Origin of the sequence: Agrobacterium sp. a22-2, assembly GCF_012276985.1 — a bacterium.
Lineage (GTDB): Bacteria > Pseudomonadota > Alphaproteobacteria > Rhizobiales > Rhizobiaceae > Allorhizobium.
The window spans coordinates 70,825-87,806 of the sequence record NZ_JAAXMM010000007.1; the positions used below are offsets into that span (position 1 = coordinate 70,825).

The window sequence follows — 16,982 nt, forward strand, 5'->3', positions numbered from 1 at the left end:
TGCAGGGCATGTTCATTTTGCTTTTTACCAAGTCGCCTCCGAGACCGTGCTGAGCCATGCATAAATCGCACTGCTGCGTTGCAGCAACGGGACTGTTCATTTCAAGCGACGCCGATATATTTACAAATATCGAAGCGGCGCACTCCTCCTCCCAGTGCCGTTAGATTGGATCGGCAATACTCCTCCTCCCAATTGCCGATCAAGTTTAAGAGCCTGGCGCACCTCCTCCCGCGCCGGGCTCTTTCCATTTTTAGACCCCTCGTCCTTTTGCCTTGCGGCCCGGCTCATCGTTTGCTGGCTTTTGAACGAAGAGCGGCAGGCGGACGGTCACGCGCGCTCCAGCGAGCGGGCCATTGCCGATCTGCACCGATCCTTGATGGGCAATCAGCAATGCGCGCACGATCGCCAGCCCCAGGCCGGCGCCGCCGGTGCGGCGATTGCGCGACTGTTCCAGTCGGCTGAAGGGCTCCATCATGATGTCACGCTGATCCTCAGCGATCCCCGGCCCTTCATCATCCACGACTAGCACGATGAAGCCATCCCGTATCATTAGGCGGAGATGGGCCGCATGGCCGTATTTCAAGGCATTGTCGGTGATGTTGGCGACGATCCGCCGCAAGGCCAGTCGATCGCCGAGAACGGTGGCATCCCGGCAGTCGTCATCGGCCACGAGATCGATGCGCGCGCCCTGCGCCTTGCGGTCCTCCACTTCGGCGACCACCAGCGGCCAGAACTCGACCAGCTCCTCGGACAATTCACCGGCACCGGCGCGGCTCGACAGGAGCGCATCGTCGAGCAGACTAATCATGTCGGCGATATCGGCCTCTGCCTTTTGACGTTCGGCATCGTCCTCGATCCCGTCGATGCGCAGCCGCAAGCGGGTGGCGAAGGTTCTGACATCATGGGAAATGCCGCCAATCAGCGCCATGCGCGCCTTCAGCACCACGGTCAGACGTTCCTGCAGGCGGTTGAAGGCCAGAATCACCGCGCGAATCTCCGGGGCACCGTTGAGGGCCTTGGGCAAGGGAATGGGATCGGACGAAAAATCGACATTGTCGACGGCCGCGGCCAATTGGCTGAGAGGCCGCGTTTCACGCTGCATGACCAGAATGGCGATGAAGGCCACAACGGTTCCGAACAGGCCGGCGCCAAAGCCGATCGGAAAACCGAATCGCGTGAAGATGAACGGATTGGGCGCCTTGAGGATCAAGGTGTCGCCAGTTCGCAGGCCGATGCGGAATTCGTAGCCCGGTGCATGGTTGGAGGAAAAGCGCGACAATCGGCTGGCAAAGCCCTCAAGGGGGATCGTGGTCACGGCAATCGAGCGGTCGCCCAGCGCCGTCTGATACTGAGCGGCAACCTCAGGGGCGGCCGGTGCACCGGCGGCACCTTTCAAGGTGCTGTCGCCAAGCGCCACCGCCAGTTCGAACCGGTCGGAGGCAAGAGCGGCCGTCAGCAAGCCGGCGTCCCGGGCCGGCATCGTCTCGAACAGCTCGACGATCGCCGCAACCCGAAGCGGCGCCGGCCGCAACTCCAGGAACTGATCGGCATGGGAGCGCAGATAGAGCGAGAACGCGGCAATCCAAACCGCCGCCAGAGCCACGCAGACAAGCAGCGTGATCCGCGTGGCCAGGGTCAGACGCAGCATCATTGAACCTGCCGCACCGGGGCAGTGAAGAGATAGCCGCCGTTTCGCACGGTGGTGATCATTTGGGCCGAGGGATTGGCCGCTTCCAGCTTCTTTCGCAGCCGCGATATCAGCATGTCGACGGTGCGATCATAGGGATCGGCAGAGCGACCACGGGTCCAGTCGAGGATCTGATCGCGGCTCAAGACCCGGCGCGGCCGCTGTACGAAGCAGGCCAGCAAATCGAATTCTGCACTGGTCAAGGCAATCGTCGCACCTTCCGGCTCCAGACGCTCGAGGCTACGGGCGTCGATATCGATGAGGAACTGATCGAAGGCAAAGCGGCGGCGGGTATCCTGCGCCAGGTTGCGGCCCTTGGAGCGCCGCAGCACGGCCCGAACGCGCGCCAGAAGTTCGCGTGATCCGAAGGGTTTGGCCAGATAGTCGTCGGCGCCCATTTCAAGGCCGACGACCCGATCGATCTCGTCGCTTTTCGCCGTCAGCATGAGGATCGGGATGTCGTCGGTGCGCCGCAGCCGCCGGCAGATCGACAGACCGTCTTCGCCCGGCAGCATCAGATCGAGAATGATGATGTCGGGCCGCAGCCGCTGCAGCGCTCCATCCATTGACGGGCCATCCATCGCCACTTCGACGATGAAGCCTTCACGACGCATGAAATCGCCGACGAGCCGGCTGATCTCCGGATCGTCCTCAACCACCAGAACTGTTTCCCCAATTGCGGCCATTTTCAGAGTTTTGACCAAACCGCGGCGCGGCGCAAGTCATTCGGGCCAGTTATTACAATCGGTTACATGGCAACCACGTTTCGACGAAAACCGTCTTTGCTGGGCGATACGATCGACACGCCGGCGCGTGATCGTCAAAGGATCGCCGGTGCTCCCTATGTCCCGGTGTTGCAGGAGGTATAGGTAAATGTACGCTGATCTTGCCGGAATGCTGGGCACGGAGACGAAGCTGATGCTGCCGGCCATCGCGTTGGGCTTCATGCTGCTCGAATATCTGCTGAGTCGGCTTGCCCATCACGACGACGAGACGCACGATCTGGCCGAAACGGCCGCCACCCTGGGGATTGCCGCGGGACGCGCAGTTTTCAAGGCACTGGACGCAGCCATCATCTCCGTGCCCTTCGTCTATGCTTATTCGCATCGGCTGTTCGACTTTTCGGCACGGTCGGCGCCTGCGCTCATTGCGCTCTTTCTGGCGGTGGAATTCGCCTACTATTGGCACCACCGGGCTTCGCATCGGATCCGCTGGCTGTGGGCGACCCATTCCGTCCATCATTCCCCGACAAAGCTCAATCTGACCTCCGGCGTCAGGCTTGGCTGGACGAGTGCGATCTCGGGTCATTTTGTCTTCTATCTGCCGCTCGCCTATATCGGCTTTCACCCTTTCGCCATCGTCTCGATGCTGGGGCTCAATCTCTTCTACCAATTCTTCGTCCATACGGAATTTTCGCCACGGCTCGGACCGCTCGAATGGGTGCTGAACACGCCGACCCATCATCGAGTGCATCATGCCTCAAACGCCTCCTGCCTCGACCGGAACTATGGCGGCGTGCTGATCCTGTTCGACCGGCTGTTCGGAACATTCGCCACGGCACCCGCCAACGAGCCCCTGCGCTACGGGTTGGTCGGCGGCGAACGGCTTGTCAATCCGCTGAAGATCGTGTCGCGGGAATGGATCGCCATGGCGCGGGACGTCATGCGGGCCGAAACGCTGAGGGAGAAAGCGCGCATCCTCTATTCTCCGCCGGGTGCGACCAGGCCGGTGGCTCGGGCCAAACCGCAGCGCGACGGTGCAGACGGCCAATCCCGACACTGATCCTCGACCGGGGCGCCGGGCATCGCATCGGGCCTTTTCCCGAGCCGCCATTCATGGCAGAGATCATCCGCCCTTGCCGACGCGGCCTTGTCCATCAGGGGCGTGCGGCAGGGCGGGCCAACGATGGCGGCCGTCTGAAACAGGATTGAAATGCCAATGTCCGAACGTGTGATGATCCGCAATGCGCAGGCCAGCGATGTCGGCTTGCTGCACCAGTGCCTGGTTGCGCTCGCCAAAGACACCGGATCGGCCCTGCAGCTGCGCAGCACGCCGGACGACCTGCTGATGCACGGTTTCAGGGACAATCCGGCCTTCGAAGCGCTGATCGCGGAAATTTCCGGACAATTTGCCGGCATGTGCATCACCTTTCAGAGCTTTTCCACCTGGCGCGGCGAGATCGGCATCTATGTCCAGGATCTTTATGTCGAAAAGGCTTTCCGTGGGCAGAGGACCGGCGAAGCCCTTCTCAGGGCGGCCGCCGCCCGCGGCTCTTCCAGGGGTGCGACGCATATGCGCCTGTCGGTCGATGTCGCAAACAGCGGCGCCCAGGCCTTCTACAACCGGCTGGGCCTCGCCCAGTGCCTGGATGAACAGATCCACATGATCAGCGGCAGCGCTTTCCACGCATTCGCCGATACCCTACAGAAGCGTTCCTGAAAGGCGGCTGCCCCCGCCGGCAAATTGGTCATGCCCGGCCGAATTCTTGAGGCCACTGTCGATTTGGCTATATAAGTCTCCGCAAGCCCGAGTTTTCAATCGCTTCAAGGAGAAACGCGACCATGGCACCCAAGTTCGGAACGAGCGGTTTGCGTGGATTGTCCACGGAACTGGTGGGCAGCGTCTCCGCCCTCTATGCAACGGCCTTCGCCCATGTTCTGCTGTCGAAAGGGATGGCAAAGCCTGGAAGCCCGGTTCTGGTCGGCCGGGATTTTCGCCCGTCCAGCCCGGAGATTTCGGCCACCGCGATGGCCGCTTTGCGCCGGGCCGGGCTTGAACCCATCGATTGCGGCGAGTTGCCGACACCGGCGCTTGCCCTTTACGGCATGAAGCTCCAGGCCGGGTCGCTGATGATTACCGGCTCGCATATTCCAGCCGACCGCAACGGCATCAAGTTCTATCGGCCCGACGGGGAAATCGACAAGGATGACGAGACCGCGATCACCGGCAAGGCCGGAGAGCTTGCTGGTGACCCCTCAGCCAATCTGGTGGAGGTCGGCAGCGGCCCGGACCACGCTGAGCGCGCGGCGCAGCTGTTCATGGAGCGCAACCAGCAGATCCTGCCGGCCGGCAGCCTCACGGGCCTCAAGATCGGCGTCTACCAGCACAGCAGCGTGGCGCGCGACATGATGGTGACGCTGCTTGAGGGCTATGGCGCCGATGTGGTGCCGCTCGGCCGTTCCGACATCTTCATACCGGTCGATACCGAAGCCGTCTCCGAGGAGACATTGCAGAAGCTTGCAGCCTGGTCGGCCGAACACCGACTGGATGCCATCGTCTCGACCGATGGCGATGCCGACCGGCCGCTGGTGGCGGACGAGCATGGGGCACCCTTGCGCGGCGACCTGCTCGGCCTCATTACCGCACGCTTCCTGAAGGCCGGAGTTCTGGTGACGCCTGTTACCTCCAATTCCGGGATCGAGGTGGCCTGCGGCGGCATTGTGAAGCGGACACGGGTCGGCTCTCCCTATGTGATCGCCGCGATGAACGAAGCGCTTGTCCAGGGCAAAACCGGCGTGATGGGCTTCGAGGCCAATGGCGGGTTGATGCTCGGCTCGGACTTTACGGTCGAGGGCCGAACACTTTCCGCGCTGCCAACCCGCGACTGCATCCTGCCGCTGCTGGCGACGCTTTATGCTTCCGCCAGCGCCAAGGCGCCGCTGTCAGGGGTTGCCGCGGGCTTTTCCCTGCCGATCGCGCTCAGCGACCGGATCGAGAACTATCCGCTGGACAAGAGCGGCGCGCTGATGGCCTTCCTGAGGGCGATACCTGCCAACCTCGCCACCTTCCTGGCGCCGATCGGCACTGTCAAGTCGACCACCGATATCGACGGCCTGCGCGTCACGCTCGACGACGACAGCGTCATCCATTTCCGTCCCTCTGGCAATGCGCCGGAGATGCGCTGCTATGTCGAGGCCAGCTCTTCCGAGGCCGCCGATACCCTGATGGGCAAGGGACTGGCGCTGCTGGACGGCTGGCAGCCGGCCTGATCACAGTCACATCCTCTTCGACCGGAACAAGCACTCCTGAAACGAAAGAACCCGCCGGACGATCTGTCCGGCGGGTTCTCCATTCATGCCTTGCAGCGGTGACTTAGTCGTTGTTGCGGTTCTTGAGCGCAGCACCCAGGATGTCGCCGAGCGAAGCGCCACTGTCGGACGAACCGAACTGAGCAACGGCTTCCTTCTCTTCGGCGATTTCCAGCGCCTTGATCGACAGCATGACCTTGCGATCCTTCTTGGAGAAGTTGATCACGCGGGCATCGACGATCTGACCGACCGAGAAACGCTCAGGGCGCTGCTCGTCACGGTCGCGCGACAGGTCGTTGCGACGGATGAACGACGTGATGTCCTCGTGGTTGACGAGCTTCACTTCGATGCCACCTTCGTTGACGGCCAGAACTTCGCAGGAAACGACAGCGTTCTTGCGCAGATCGCCGGACGAAGCGGCTTCGCCGACGGCGTCCTTGCCAAGCTGCTTGATGCCGAGCGAGATGCGTTCCTTGTCGACGTCTACATCGAGAACGACGGCCTTGACCATGTCGCCCTTGTTGTATTCCTCGATGACCTGCTCGCCCGGACGGTTCCAGTCGAGGTCGGAGAGGTGAACCATGCCGTCAACGTCGCCGTCGAGGCCGATGAACAGGCCGAATTCGGTCTTGTTCTTAACTTCGCCTTCGACTTCAGTGCCGGCCGGATGACCGTAGGCAAATGCCTGCCACGGATTTTCGAGCGTCTGCTTGAGGCCGAGCGAAATACGACGCTTGGACGGATCGACTTCGAGAACGACGACGTCAACATCCTGCGTAGTGGACAGGATCTTGCCGGGATGCACGTTCTTCTTGGTCCAGGACATTTCCGAGATGTGGATGAGGCCTTCGATGCCCGGCTCCAGCTCGACGAATGCACCGTAGTCGGTGATGTTGGTAACGGTACCGGAGATCTTCTTGCCAACCGGGTACTTGGCAGCGATGCCATCCCACGGATCCGACTCGAGCTGCTTCATGCCGAGCGAGATGCGGTGGGTTTCCTGGTTGATGCGGATGATCTGAACCTTGACCTGCTGACCGATCGTCAGGATCTCGGACGGATGGTTGACGCGACGCCATGCCATGTCGGTGACATGCAGCAGGCCGTCGATGCCGCCGAGGTCGACGAACGCACCGTAATCGGTGATGTTCTTGACGACGCCGTCGACAACCTGACCTTCTTCGAGGTTCTGGACGATTTCCGAACGCTGTTCAGCGCGGGATTCTTCAAGAACGGTACGACGCGAAACGACGATGTTGCCGCGACGCTTGTCCATCTTGAGGATTTCGAAGGGCTGCGGGTTGTGCATCAGCGGGGTAACGTCGCGGATCGGGCGGATGTCGACCTGGCTGCGCGGCAGGAAGGCAACGGCACCATCCAGATCGACGGTGAAACCACCCTTGACCTGGTTGAAGATGACGCCTTCGACGCGCTCGCCGGCTTCGAACTTGGCTTCAAGCTTGATCCAGCTTTCTTCGCGGCGGGCCTTTTCGCGCGACAGAACAGCTTCGCCGAGGGCATTTTCGATGCGTTCGACATAGACTTCGACTTCGTCGCCGACCTTCAGCGTGCCGTCCTTGGCACGGGCACCGAATTCCTTCAGCGCGATGCGGCCTTCGACCTTGAGGCCGACGTCAACGATTGCGACGTCCTTCTCGATGGCCGTGATGATGCCCTTGGCAACATAGCCTTCGGCCAAGTCGTTGGTTGCGAAGGATTCTTCGAGGAGGGCCGCAAAGTCCTCCCGGGTTGGGGTAGCTACTGACATTAAGACTCCTAATCGCGTTTCTTGAAACGCGGGTCTGCGCCGGTGGTTCGAGTTGCACAGGCCATACACTCATCCGCCTCTTCACAAAGAGGCTATCCGGCGCGGGGATGATTGTGTCGGCGATTTCATCAGAACGGAAAACCGGCGAACCGAGTTCCTGTCCTTTATTCTTTTTTCAAGGCAGCATCGATGATATCGCGCGCTGCCCGAAACGCCGCCTCTATACTCATTTCCGACGTGTCAAGCAAGTGCGCATCGTCCGCAGGTTTCAAAGGGCTGTCGTCGCGGCCCATATCGCGCTCGTCGCGCTTTTTCACGTCGGCAAAGATCGCATCATACTCGGCCGGCGCGCCGCCTGCGACGATCTCGTCGTAGCGCCGCCTGGCGCGGACCTCGGTGGAAGCCGTCACATAGAATTTTACCGGGGCATCCGGGCAGACCACGGTGCCGATATCGCGCCCGTCCAGAACCGTTCCAGGCGACCGCTTCGAAAAGGACCGCTGCGCCTCGACCAGCGCGCGGCGAACCGCCGGCATCACGGCGATCTTCGAGGCTGCCTCGCCGATCTCGTGTTTCGACAGGACAGTGCGGTCCAGATCGGCCAGTTCGACCTCGCCTGCCACCTTCTGCGCAACGTCCTCATCGTTCAACGGCAGACCGGCGTCGATCAGCGCCTTGGCCGCGGCGCGATAGGTCAGTCCGGTATCCAGGTGGTGAAATCCGTAATGCTCGGCGATCAACCGAGAAAGGGTTCCCTTGCCGGCCGCTGCGGGCCCGTCAATGGCGATGATCATCAATTGTCCTGCCGTCTCTTCAACTTCATGCTGCGGCACTGTTAGCGGAAAACGGTACGGGCTGCAAAGTGCCGCCAGGCCGGCATCCCTAGGCAGACGGGCCCATTCCGTCAGCGATGCGCTGGCAGGAGCGGCGATATGGTCCGCCAGACCCGCTGGACCCCCCTCCAATCGGGCAGGTGGCAGGGCCTCTTCGCAAGTTTGCCTTTGACAGGAGACATGGCAACGATTAAGGGGACCGGCTATCCATTCAACCGGCCAGTGCCGGATCAACGGCAAATCCCGATATTACTCGGCACTTCAAGAGGCTTTGACTGTGGCAAAAGCAGGACTTGGAACCAAACGTACCTGCCCCGATACGGGCAAGAAATTCTACGATCTGAACAAGGATCCGATCGTCTCTCCCTATACCAACAAATCCTGGCCGCTCTCTTATTTCGAGGAGACCTCCGTGGCCGCGATCATGGAAAAGGCTGAGGAAGAGGATGTAGCGGAAGTCGATACCGAAAACACGGAAGTCGAACTCGTGTCGCTCGAAGACGCGGATGACAACGGCGGTGCTGACGATATTCCGGATATCGGCGACGACGATGTCGAGATCGACGATGATGAAGACGACACCTTCCTCGAAGCCGACGAAGACGATGAGGACGACGACATGTCGGGCATCATCGGCGTGACCGGTGACGACGACGACGTTTAAGCGAACATTGCGGTCCGGAGAGCGAAAAGTTTTCCGGGCCTGCACTTTTCGGCTTGTAATCTTCCAAACAGGGAAGTAATAAGCCGCCACCCGACGAGCTGAAACGCTCCGACGGCTTCCCGGAACCGGCACTGCCGGACCCATGGTTTGGGGCTATAGCTCAGCTGGGAGAGCGCTTGCATGGCATGCAAGAGGTCAGCGGTTCGATCCCGCTTAGCTCCACCAAATTTCTTCCTTTGAAACATTGAGACGAATTGCAAGCTGTTTGGCTGTTGTGCCTTGTATCCTTGGTGATGTCGGGCGATCTACAGCGATGCGGCGATTCGCTGTCGCGACCTGGAGATCGACCAGCCCATGTTCACCCTGTCCAAACTGTTCTGGATCGTCGCACAGCCGCTGTCGCTGGCCTTCTTTGCCATCTTGATCAGCCTCGGCGCCGCCCTGCTCAGCTGGCGCCGGGTCGGGTTGGTCTTCTCTAGCCTCGGCGCCACCGTGCTGTTCGTCACGCTTTTCACAACGGCGGGTTCGTTTTTTCTGCAGCCGCTTGAAGACCGGTTTCCCCGGGCCCAGACCGATCCGGCGTCAGTGTCCTGCATGATCGTTCTGGGTGGCGCGTTCGAGACCGAGGTGACGACCGCGCGCGGCGGCATCGAGCTCAACCAGTCCGCCGACCGGTTCGTCGAGGCTCTGAGGCTGGCGCGGGCATTTCCCGACGCGCCGATCCTGGTATCGGGCGGCGATGGCTCGTTAAGCGGCACCTATGAGGGCGATGCCGCGGCGGCGCAGCGGTTCTTTTCAGCCTTCGGCATTCCGATCGAGCGTCTGGTGCGCGAGACGACTTCGCGCACGACGTTCGAGAATGTGCAGAACAGCAAGAACCTGCTGGAGACCGCCGGCCTCGACAATTGCCTGCTGATCACCTCGGCTTTCCATATGCCGCGCTCCGTGGGGCTGATGCGCAAGGCCGGCATTGCCGTCATACCCTGGCCGACGGATTACCGCACCAGCGGCAAGGTTCGCCTCGGGCTTGATTTCACCCAACCGACGCTCAACGCCCAGCAGACGGCAACAGCAGTGCGCGAATGGATCGGCCTGGCATCCTATTTTGCAAGCGGACGCACGACCGCATTGTTTCCAGCGCCGTAATGGCGGGTCACATCCGGTCTATTTTCTCGAGATCGTCGTAAATTTGGCGCCGCGCACCCGCACGGTCATTTCGCAGGGAGCCTCATCCGTGCGATCACAGAAACGCGGGTGCATCTTCAGGACGAATACCATGTTGCCGAAACGCTGGATGAAATCGTAGCTGTAGATCTGCGCGGTGGCGATCATGAAATAGCCGCCCTCCTTGACCTGCAGGTAAAAATTGTGCGGGCAACCGTCCTCGCCACAATCGGGCCCACGCTTGCCGTCACAGGCCATGGCACCTTCGTTGACCACCGCGTCGATGATGCCATCATTATTGATGTCGAGGCGGTTGACGAATTCGGCGTCAAATTCGACGGCCTTGCAGCGCTCACGAAAATGATCCTTCTCGTAGATCTCCGGGTCGCTCAGCAATTGCTGCTGGGCGAGCGCCATGGGCGCTGCGAGCAAAAGCAGGATATTGCACAACAGGACGATCACGGTTTTCAAGGCACGGCTCTCCATCACCCGGTGTCTGAAACACCTGTTTTCGGAGCATAGCGCAACCGTGTTGCGCGTCCCTTAACGAAGTCCGGACGTTCGGAGCCTATCGCCGCTTATTCGACAGCGGGCCTCAGACGGATGACCACGTCGACATGGGAGATGACCATGCCTTCGGGTGGTTCCGGCAGATTGCCGATCTCGATATTGCTGACCGGAATGTCGAGCACCTCGTTGCGGCCCTCGACGAAGAAATGATGGTGGTCGGAGACATTGGTGTCGAAATAGGTCTTGGCGCTTTCGACGGCAAGAACCCGGATCAGGCCGGCCTCGGTGAACTGGTGCAGCGTGTTGTAGACAGTGGCAAGCGATACCGGCACACGGGCCGCCACAGCTTCCTCGTGCAGTTCCTCGACCGTCAGATGGCGATCACCCTTGGCGAAAAGCAGGGCTGCAAGCGCGATACGTTGTCGCGTCGGGCGCAGGCCAGACCGGCGCAATTTCGCTTCCGTATCCCTGTTGGCTTCAGCCATCATCGTGACGACCTCCGGTTCGCCTTCTGGAAATTCCATATCATTGTTGAGCCATATATCTTTTAAGCGCTTGGCTTTCAATAGTATCCACAGAACCATCGGTCACAAAGGGCCAGAAGATGCTGATTTTCGTGCATTTGCCTCTGGCCGTTGCGGATCGGTTCCTGTATGCGACGGCAACCAACAGCAGACGAAAGCTGGCCGGGAAAAGTGCGCCCGCGAGTTAGGGGTCTTACATGGGCTTCATTTTATCCCTATCTTGCTCTAAATCTCCGACGACTGAAAAAGCCTGAAGGGGGGAAGAAGAATTACAATGGAAACACGACAGTCCAGTTACAACTACGACGAAATCCTTACCTGCGGCCGCGGCGAGATGTTCGGGCCCGGCAATGCGCAATTGCCCCTGCCCCCCATGCTGATGTTCAACCGCATCACGGAGATTTCCGAGACCGGCGGCCCGAACGACAAGGGTTTCGTGCGCGCCGAATTCGATATCACGCCTGATCTCTGGTTCTTTCCCTGTCATTTTCAGGGCGACCCCGTCATGCCCGGCTGCCTCGGTCTGGATGCGATGTGGCAGTTGACCGGATTTTTCCTCGGCTGGCTGGGCGAGCCCGGCAAGGGCCGTGCGATCTCGACCGGCGAAGTCAAATTCACCGGCATGGTGACACCCGAGACGAAACTCGTGGAATACGGGATCGATTTCAAACGGGTAATGCGCGGCCGTCTCGTGCTGGGGATCGCCGATGGATGGATGAAGGCCGATGGCGAAGTCATCTACAAGGCGACGGATCTGAAGGTCGGCCTTTTCCAGCAAAAGGCGGCCTGAGAGGCCGTGCTCCCTATTCAAAGCTAAAAAAGGTCTGATCATATGAGACGGGTAGTTGTTACGGGTCTGGGCATCGTGTCCTCCATCGGAAGCGATGCGGCCGAAGTCACCTCCTCGCTGCGCGATGCGAAGTCCGGAATTTCCTTCTCCCCCGATTTCGCCGAATACGGCTTCCGCTGCCAGGTGTGGGGCAAGCCGGCGCTTGATCCAACCGATCTGGTCGATCGCCGCGCCATGCGCTTCCTGTCGCAGGGCGGTGCGTGGAACCATGTCGCGATGAAGCAGGCGATTGCCGATTCGGGCCTTGAAGACAAGGATATCGGCGAGAACGAGCGCACCGGCATCATCATGGGCTCCGGCGGACCTTCGACCCGCACGCTGATCGAAGCCGCCGATATCACGCGCAAGAACATGAGCCCGAAGCGCATCGGTCCGTTTGCCGTCCCGAAGGCGATGTCGTCGACGGCATCGGCGACGCTTGCGACCTGGTTCAAGATCCACGGCGTCAACTATTCGATCTCGTCGGCCTGCTCGACCTCGGCCCATTGCATCGGCAACGCGGCGGAAATGATCCAGTGGGGCAAGCAGGACGTGATGTTTGCCGGCGGCCATGAAGATCTCGACTGGACCATGTCGAACCTGTTCGACGCGATGGGCGCCATGTCCTCGAAATTCAACGACACGCCGGAAACCGCTTCGCGCGCCTATGATGCAAACCGGGACGGTTTCGTCATTGCCGGGGGTGCCGGCGTCCTGGTTCTGGAAGAGCTTGAGCACGCCAAGGCACGCGGCGCCAAGATCTACGCCGAAATCGTCGGCTACGGCGCGACCTCGGATGGCTACGACATGGTCGCTCCGTCGGGCGAAGGCGCCATCCGCTGCATGCGGCAGGCCCTGTCGACCGTCAGGGGCGAGGTGGACTACATCAACACGCACGGCACCTCGACGCCGGTTGGCGACAGCAAGGAAATCGGCGCCATCCGCGAAGTGTTCGGCGCCAATATCCCGCCGATCCAATCGACGAAGTCGTTGACCGGCCATTCGCTCGGCGCTGCCGGTGTCCAGGAATCGATCTACGGGCTGCTGATGATGCAGGAACGCTTTATCGGCGAGAGCGCGCATATCACGGAACTCGACCCCGAATTCGACGGCGTACCGATCGTGCGCAGCCGCATCGACAACGCCAAGATGGATACTGTGCTCTCCAATTCCTTCGGCTTCGGCGGAACGAACGCAACCCTGGTGTTCCAGCGCCACAATGGTTGAGATCGCGGGGGCAAACATCGTGGGCGGCATCATGCAGGGCAAGCGCGGCCTCATCATGGGCGTGGCCAACAATCACTCGATCGCCTGGGGCATTGCCAAGGCGCTGGCCGGCGCCGGCGCTGAGCTTGCCTTCACCTACCAGGGCGAGGCACTGGGCAAGCGCGTCAAGCCGCTGGCCGCAGAAGTCGGCTCGGACTTCCTCCTGCCCTGCGATGTCGAGGACATTGCCTCGGTCGACGCCGTGGTCGAGGCCCTGAAGGCGCGCTGGGGCGGATTGGACTTTATCGTCCACGCTATCGGCTTTTCCGACAAGAACGAGCTGAAGGGCCTCTACGCCGACACGACACGGGACAATTTCACCCGCACCATGGTGATCTCCTGTTTCTCCTTCACCGAGATTGCCAAGCGGGCAGCATCGCTGATGAACGACGGCGGCGCCATGCTGACGCTGACCTATGGCGGCTCGGTGCGCATCATGCCGAACTACAATGTCATGGGCGTGGCCAAGGCGGCGCTGGAAGCATCGGTGCGCTATCTGGCCTCCGATTACGGCCCGCGCGGCATTCGCGTAAATGCCATCTCTGCCGGCCCGATCCGCACGCTGGCCGGCGCTGGCATCTCTGATGCCCGGGCGATGCTGTCATGGCAGCAGAAGAATTCGCCGCTGCGGCGCACCGTGTCGATCGAGGATGTGGGCAATTCTGCCCTCTATCTTCTCTCCGACATGTCGCGCGGCGTGACCGGCGAGATCCATTATGTGGACTCCGGCTACAATATCACATCGATGCCCGTGCTCGATGTTCTGGCCAAAGCCGATTCGGAATAAATAAAAGCCTGGCGCGACGATCATGTCGCACCAGGCATAAACTCGGAGTGGTCCGCCAACCGGGGGTCAAGACCCCGCTTACTCCGGTTTAAGGGTTGCTCCGCTGTCGAGGATTCCGTAGCGCATCGCGAGACTGACCGCGTGCAGCCTATTGTTCGCCCCGAGCTTCTCTTCGGCGCGCAGCAGGATCACCTCGGCATGGGGCACAGGCACGTCAAGCGCTGCGGCGATATCCAACAAACCTTTGCCATTGGCCGTCAGGCGCAGGCATATCGTCTCGGACTCATCAAGCGTTGGCGGACAGACGCCTGCCGCCGCGGGTCTAAATCTGCTCTGCATGTAAACTCTCAAATCGTTCCGGAAGCACAAGCCGCTGAACGCAGGGGCTTCCGCCGGTCGCACGCCAACAATGCCGGACCGCTTCCGTCAACAGGTGATGGCCGTATACGACGTATTTGAGCAGAGGTAGTTCACGAGGCGCGCCAATAAGTTTACCGGCAACTGGTATCCGCCGCGGCGCCATCCGTGCGAAGGGGTTGATGGTCCCCATTCATTGGCAATTCGGCCTGCCTTGTCAAGACGTGGATATTGGCCAGCGGGTCCGGACGCCGGGTGCTGCCCGAAATCAGGCGCTCTTGCGATCGCGAAGATTGCGTGGCGTTTCGCCGAACCAGCGCGTCACGGAACGGGTGAATGCACTCGGCGCGGAATAGCCCAGGCGGTAGCAGATCTCCGATATGGAGAGATCACTTTCGGTCAGGAGATTGAGACTCAAATCACGCCGGACATCGTCGCGAAGTGCGTTCAGGCTGGTATCGTGTTCGGCCAGACGCCGCTGGAAGGTGCGCTCCGAGACACCGAAATACGGTGCGATCTCGGCCAATGCAAAATTCGGCTCGGCAATTCGCAGGGTGAGATATCTACGGACCTGATCAACGAAATCCGCGTCGGGTGACGCAGTGGCGGGCCGCATCGTCCGGCACTGCATGTCCATCAGATCAAACAGCCTGATATCCCCCTTGGGATTGGGCATATCCAGCATCGACAACGGAACGCGGATCGAATTCATCCTGCACCCGAACGTGACCCTTCTCGACAGCAAGTCGCGGAAGACCGTCGGCTGGCGCGGTTTCGGCCGTTCCAGCTCGATCTCGATCTGGTCCGCCAGCAGACCGACGATATCCCGGAGGCGCTGCAGCACGAGCGCCACAGACATATCCACATACTGGTCCCGCTTGACGATGATCGGCGCAAAGGTCCAGGTGAGCTTGGCACCGCGGGCATCGACCTCGTGGTGAAAGTAACTGGTGAAGGTGGCGTACTGGACGTGCTCCTCCAGGAATTGCAGGAAATGGCGCACGGTAGGGGCCGCCATCAGACCGTAGCCGAACGGGCCCGTCGAACCGGCGACGAACCGCCCGGCACATTTCAGACCGAAGGCATCGTCATTGGACAGCAGCGCGCAGGCTTCCAGCAGCCTGCACAGGCGGTCGATGCTGATGCGACCGGTGAGCGTCTGGAAAATCTCGGGATCGATCTCCAGCGCCTTGCAGATCGGCTGGATGTCGATACCGTAGGTCATCGCGTGCTGGGCAACAGCCGATGCAATTCCCGCGACCGTGGTGAGTTCGTCAGTTACACTTTTATTAGACATTGATCATGTGGCGCCTAATGTAAATTAACTGTCGCCAGAAGATAAGCTCGAGCAGAGCCAATGTCGAGTGCGTTGCGTCACATGCGCCCTCATGACGCGCAAAGACTTCCCCAGGGGCCGGCGGCCAGGCACGATGTGCACCTGCTCGCATGCCGGCCAGGCGTTCCTAGAGTCTGTATATGGACGTGGCGAGGCGTTACTTCTTGGCCCAAAGGACCTTGAAGCGCGAGTTGCGGCACGTCTCGCCGTGGCTCTTGAAGAGGGTGGCAAGCACCGGCTCGTAGGACAGGCCGCGATTGGCCACCATCAACAGTTCGCCGCCGCTGCGAATAGCATCGGCTGCCGCCTTGATCATCGCTTCGCCAAGGCCCGGTTCTGTCGCATGGCCTTCATGGAAGGGCGGGTTCATGATCACCAGGTCGTATTTTTCCTTGGCCGGTTCCTGGGCGAGATCCTGCCAGAAGAAGCGTGCCGTCAGATCGGGGCAATTGCGGGCAAGGTTCTTCCTGGCGGATTCCAGCGCCTCGAAATCGGCTTCGAACAGATCGATACGATTCACGCGCGGTGCCTTCTCGGCCAGCATGACCGAGAGATAGCCCCAGCCCGCGCCGAAATCGGCGGCATTGCCGTTGAACTCCGCCGGCAGGCGCGAGGCCAGCAGTTCCGAACCGGGATCGACATGATTGTGGGAAAACTGACCCGGCGCAGTCTCGAAGCGGGCATCGATTACCACGCGCTGGGCCTCCAGCTTGGCGACCAGAGCCTCGATATCGTCGGGGCGGTGGAACCACAAGGCGACGCCGTGATATTTCGGCATGGATTCGGTCTCCAGACCGAGCTTTCCGAGCGCCTTGCGCAGCGACTGGATACCGTCTTCCTTGCCGCCGGCGATCACCACCAAGCCACCGGCCTTCACCCGCTTCAGGGCTTCGGCGACCCGGTTCTCGTTGACGCCGCGATGCTTGCCGCAGAGGATCAGGGCACCATCGAAATCATCGCCTTCGACCACCGATTGCGGCTCGAGACCCGCCGCCTGCAGGCGGCGGTACTCCGGGCGAAACCCCTGGACCGGCACAAGCGTGGCCGCAAATTCCTCCGGACGCGCCGATCCCGCTTCAGCCCCCAGGAACAGATAACGCTCTCCGGCTTCGGTGGCGGGCACCGTTGCGGAAGCGAAGGGATGAAAGAGAGTCTTCAGGGTGTCGCGGCTCATGGGCCTCAGCCTTTCCAAGGGGAACAAAAAAGGCGCGGAAAACCATCCGCGCCTC

Annotated in this window: 17 protein-coding genes and 1 tRNA gene; 9 read left to right on the plus strand and 9 right to left on the minus strand. The window is 60.9% G+C overall.

From position 1 onward, the window contains the following. Positions 1-250: 250 nt before the first annotated feature. Together HFC70_RS12500 and HFC70_RS12505 are read right to left on the minus strand one after the other, a co-directional pair. Positions 251-1,648, minus strand: a complete 1,398-nt coding sequence (locus HFC70_RS12500) for a sensor histidine kinase KdpD (RefSeq protein WP_168473594.1) — start codon at positions 1,646-1,648, stop codon at positions 251-253. Continuing rightward, positions 1,648-2,373, minus strand: a complete 726-nt coding sequence (locus HFC70_RS12505) for a response regulator (RefSeq protein WP_168473595.1) — start codon at positions 2,371-2,373, stop codon at positions 1,648-1,650. Before HFC70_RS12505 ends, HFC70_RS12500 begins: the two co-directional genes overlap by 1 nt. Positions 2,374-2,560: 187 nt before the next feature. Here HFC70_RS12505 and HFC70_RS12510 point away from each other — a divergent pair, with 187 nt between their 5' ends. The 3 genes from HFC70_RS12510 to HFC70_RS12520 all read left to right on the plus strand — a co-directional run bounded on the left by HFC70_RS12510 (position 2,561) and on the right by HFC70_RS12520 (position 5,676). After that, positions 2,561-3,469 (plus strand): sterol desaturase family protein, encoded by a 909-nt coding sequence (locus HFC70_RS12510; RefSeq protein ID WP_168473596.1) that lies wholly within the window; start codon positions 2,561-2,563, stop codon positions 3,467-3,469. 156 nt (positions 3,470-3,625) lie between these two features. After that, positions 3,626-4,126, plus strand: a complete 501-nt coding sequence (locus HFC70_RS12515; RefSeq protein ID WP_168473597.1) for a GNAT family N-acetyltransferase — start codon at positions 3,626-3,628, stop codon at positions 4,124-4,126. A gap of 122 nt (positions 4,127-4,248) precedes the next feature. Further along, on the plus strand, positions 4,249-5,676 hold the full coding sequence (locus tag HFC70_RS12520; protein ID WP_168473598.1) for a phosphomannomutase: 1,428 nt from the start codon (positions 4,249-4,251) through the stop codon (positions 5,674-5,676). Between the two features lie 103 nt (positions 5,677-5,779). Here the strand turns inward: HFC70_RS12520 and rpsA are convergent, their stop codons facing one another. Together rpsA and cmk are read right to left on the minus strand one after the other, a co-directional pair. Next, positions 5,780-7,483, minus strand: a complete 1,704-nt coding sequence (rpsA, locus tag HFC70_RS12525; RefSeq protein ID WP_168473599.1) for a 30S ribosomal protein S1 — start codon at positions 7,481-7,483, stop codon at positions 5,780-5,782. 164 nt (positions 7,484-7,647) lie between these two features. After that, a complete protein-coding gene (gene cmk / locus HFC70_RS12530) occupies positions 7,648-8,277 on the minus strand; it encodes a (d)CMP kinase (RefSeq protein ID WP_168473600.1) in 630 nt (209 codons plus the stop codon). A 316-nt stretch (positions 8,278-8,593) separates the two neighbouring features. Here cmk and HFC70_RS12535 point away from each other — a divergent pair, with 316 nt between their 5' ends. From HFC70_RS12535 to HFC70_RS12545, 3 genes are all read left to right on the plus strand, one after another. Further along, entirely contained in the window at positions 8,594-8,980 is a 387-nt protein-coding gene (locus HFC70_RS12535) for a TIGR02300 family protein (RefSeq protein WP_168473601.1), read from the plus strand. A 149-nt stretch (positions 8,981-9,129) separates the two neighbouring features. After that, positions 9,130-9,205: transfer RNA gene (locus HFC70_RS12540), tRNA-Ala, on the plus strand. A 129-nt stretch (positions 9,206-9,334) separates the two neighbouring features. Next, complete coding sequence (locus HFC70_RS12545; protein ID WP_168473602.1) at positions 9,335-10,126, plus strand: YdcF family protein; 792 nt, start codon at positions 9,335-9,337, stop codon at positions 10,124-10,126. An 18-nt stretch (positions 10,127-10,144) separates the two neighbouring features. On the opposite strand, the gene HFC70_RS12550 is transcribed toward HFC70_RS12545, so the two are convergent. Beyond that, positions 10,145-10,615 (minus strand): hypothetical protein, encoded by a 471-nt coding sequence (locus HFC70_RS12550; RefSeq protein WP_168473603.1) that lies wholly within the window; start codon positions 10,613-10,615, stop codon positions 10,145-10,147. Positions 10,616-10,722: 107 nt separating this feature from the next. Beyond that, positions 10,723-11,142, minus strand: coding sequence for an iron response transcriptional regulator IrrA (irrA, locus tag HFC70_RS12555; RefSeq protein ID WP_168473777.1), 420 nt, complete (start codon positions 11,140-11,142; stop codon positions 10,723-10,725). Between the two features lie 310 nt (positions 11,143-11,452). Here irrA and fabA point away from each other — a divergent pair, with 310 nt between their 5' ends. From fabA to fabI, 3 genes are read left to right on the plus strand one after another with little or no spacing between them, the layout of a single operon-like run. Continuing rightward, a complete protein-coding gene (gene fabA / locus HFC70_RS12560) occupies positions 11,453-11,968 on the plus strand; it encodes a 3-hydroxyacyl-[acyl-carrier-protein] dehydratase FabA (RefSeq protein ID WP_168473604.1) in 516 nt (171 codons plus the stop codon). Between the two features lie 42 nt (positions 11,969-12,010). Further along, a complete protein-coding gene (gene fabB, locus HFC70_RS12565) occupies positions 12,011-13,234 on the plus strand; it encodes a beta-ketoacyl-ACP synthase I (RefSeq protein ID WP_168473605.1) in 1,224 nt (407 codons plus the stop codon). 19 nt (positions 13,235-13,253) lie between these two features. Beyond that, positions 13,254-14,060 (plus strand): enoyl-ACP reductase FabI, encoded by an 807-nt coding sequence (gene fabI, locus HFC70_RS12570; protein WP_168473778.1) that lies wholly within the window; start codon positions 13,254-13,256, stop codon positions 14,058-14,060. Between the two features lie 78 nt (positions 14,061-14,138). Here fabI and HFC70_RS12575 read toward each other — a convergent pair whose 3' ends face one another. From HFC70_RS12575 to HFC70_RS12585, 3 genes are all read right to left on the minus strand, one after another. Continuing rightward, the gene (locus HFC70_RS12575; protein WP_168473606.1) at positions 14,139-14,399 is read right to left on the minus strand and encodes a LuxR family transcriptional regulator; all 261 of its coding nucleotides are present in this window, start codon (positions 14,397-14,399) and stop codon (positions 14,139-14,141) included. Between the two features lie 286 nt (positions 14,400-14,685). Beyond that, complete coding sequence (locus HFC70_RS12580; RefSeq protein ID WP_168473607.1) at positions 14,686-15,714, minus strand: AraC family transcriptional regulator; 1,029 nt, start codon at positions 15,712-15,714, stop codon at positions 14,686-14,688. 196 nt (positions 15,715-15,910) lie between these two features. Next, entirely contained in the window at positions 15,911-16,927 is a 1,017-nt protein-coding gene (locus tag HFC70_RS12585) for a class I SAM-dependent methyltransferase (protein ID WP_168473608.1), read from the minus strand. Between the last annotated feature and the right edge of the window lie 55 nt (positions 16,928-16,982).

Excerpts from the sequence above, each read along its gene's own strand:
- HFC70_RS12500 (WP_168473594.1), bottom strand. The coding sequence starts at position 1,648 with ATGCTGCGTCTGACCCTGGCCACGCGGATCACGCTGCTTGTCTGCGTG.
- HFC70_RS12505 (WP_168473595.1), bottom strand. The coding sequence starts at position 2,373 with ATGGCCGCAATTGGGGAAACAGTTCTGGTGGTTGAGGACGATCCGGAG.
- HFC70_RS12510 (WP_168473596.1), top strand. The coding sequence starts at position 2,561 with ATGTACGCTGATCTTGCCGGAATGCTGGGCACGGAGACGAAGCTGATG.
- HFC70_RS12515 (WP_168473597.1), top strand. The coding sequence starts at position 3,626 with ATGTCCGAACGTGTGATGATCCGCAATGCGCAGGCCAGCGATGTCGGC.
- HFC70_RS12520 (WP_168473598.1), top strand. The coding sequence starts at position 4,249 with ATGGCACCCAAGTTCGGAACGAGCGGTTTGCGTGGATTGTCCACGGAA.
- rpsA (WP_168473599.1), bottom strand. The coding sequence starts at position 7,483 with ATGTCAGTAGCTACCCCAACCCGGGAGGACTTTGCGGCCCTCCTCGAA.
- cmk (WP_168473600.1), bottom strand. The coding sequence starts at position 8,277 with ATGATCATCGCCATTGACGGGCCCGCAGCGGCCGGCAAGGGAACCCTT.
- HFC70_RS12545 (WP_168473602.1), top strand. The coding sequence starts at position 9,335 with ATGTTCACCCTGTCCAAACTGTTCTGGATCGTCGCACAGCCGCTGTCG.
- irrA (WP_168473777.1), bottom strand. The coding sequence starts at position 11,142 with ATGATGGCTGAAGCCAACAGGGATACGGAAGCGAAATTGCGCCGGTCT.
- fabA (WP_168473604.1), top strand. The coding sequence starts at position 11,453 with ATGGAAACACGACAGTCCAGTTACAACTACGACGAAATCCTTACCTGC.
- fabB (WP_168473605.1), top strand. The coding sequence starts at position 12,011 with ATGAGACGGGTAGTTGTTACGGGTCTGGGCATCGTGTCCTCCATCGGA.
- HFC70_RS12575 (WP_168473606.1), bottom strand. The coding sequence starts at position 14,399 with ATGCAGAGCAGATTTAGACCCGCGGCGGCAGGCGTCTGTCCGCCAACG.
- HFC70_RS12580 (WP_168473607.1), bottom strand. The coding sequence starts at position 15,714 with ATGTCTAATAAAAGTGTAACTGACGAACTCACCACGGTCGCGGGAATT.
- HFC70_RS12585 (WP_168473608.1), bottom strand. The coding sequence starts at position 16,927 with ATGAGCCGCGACACCCTGAAGACTCTCTTTCATCCCTTCGCTTCCGCA.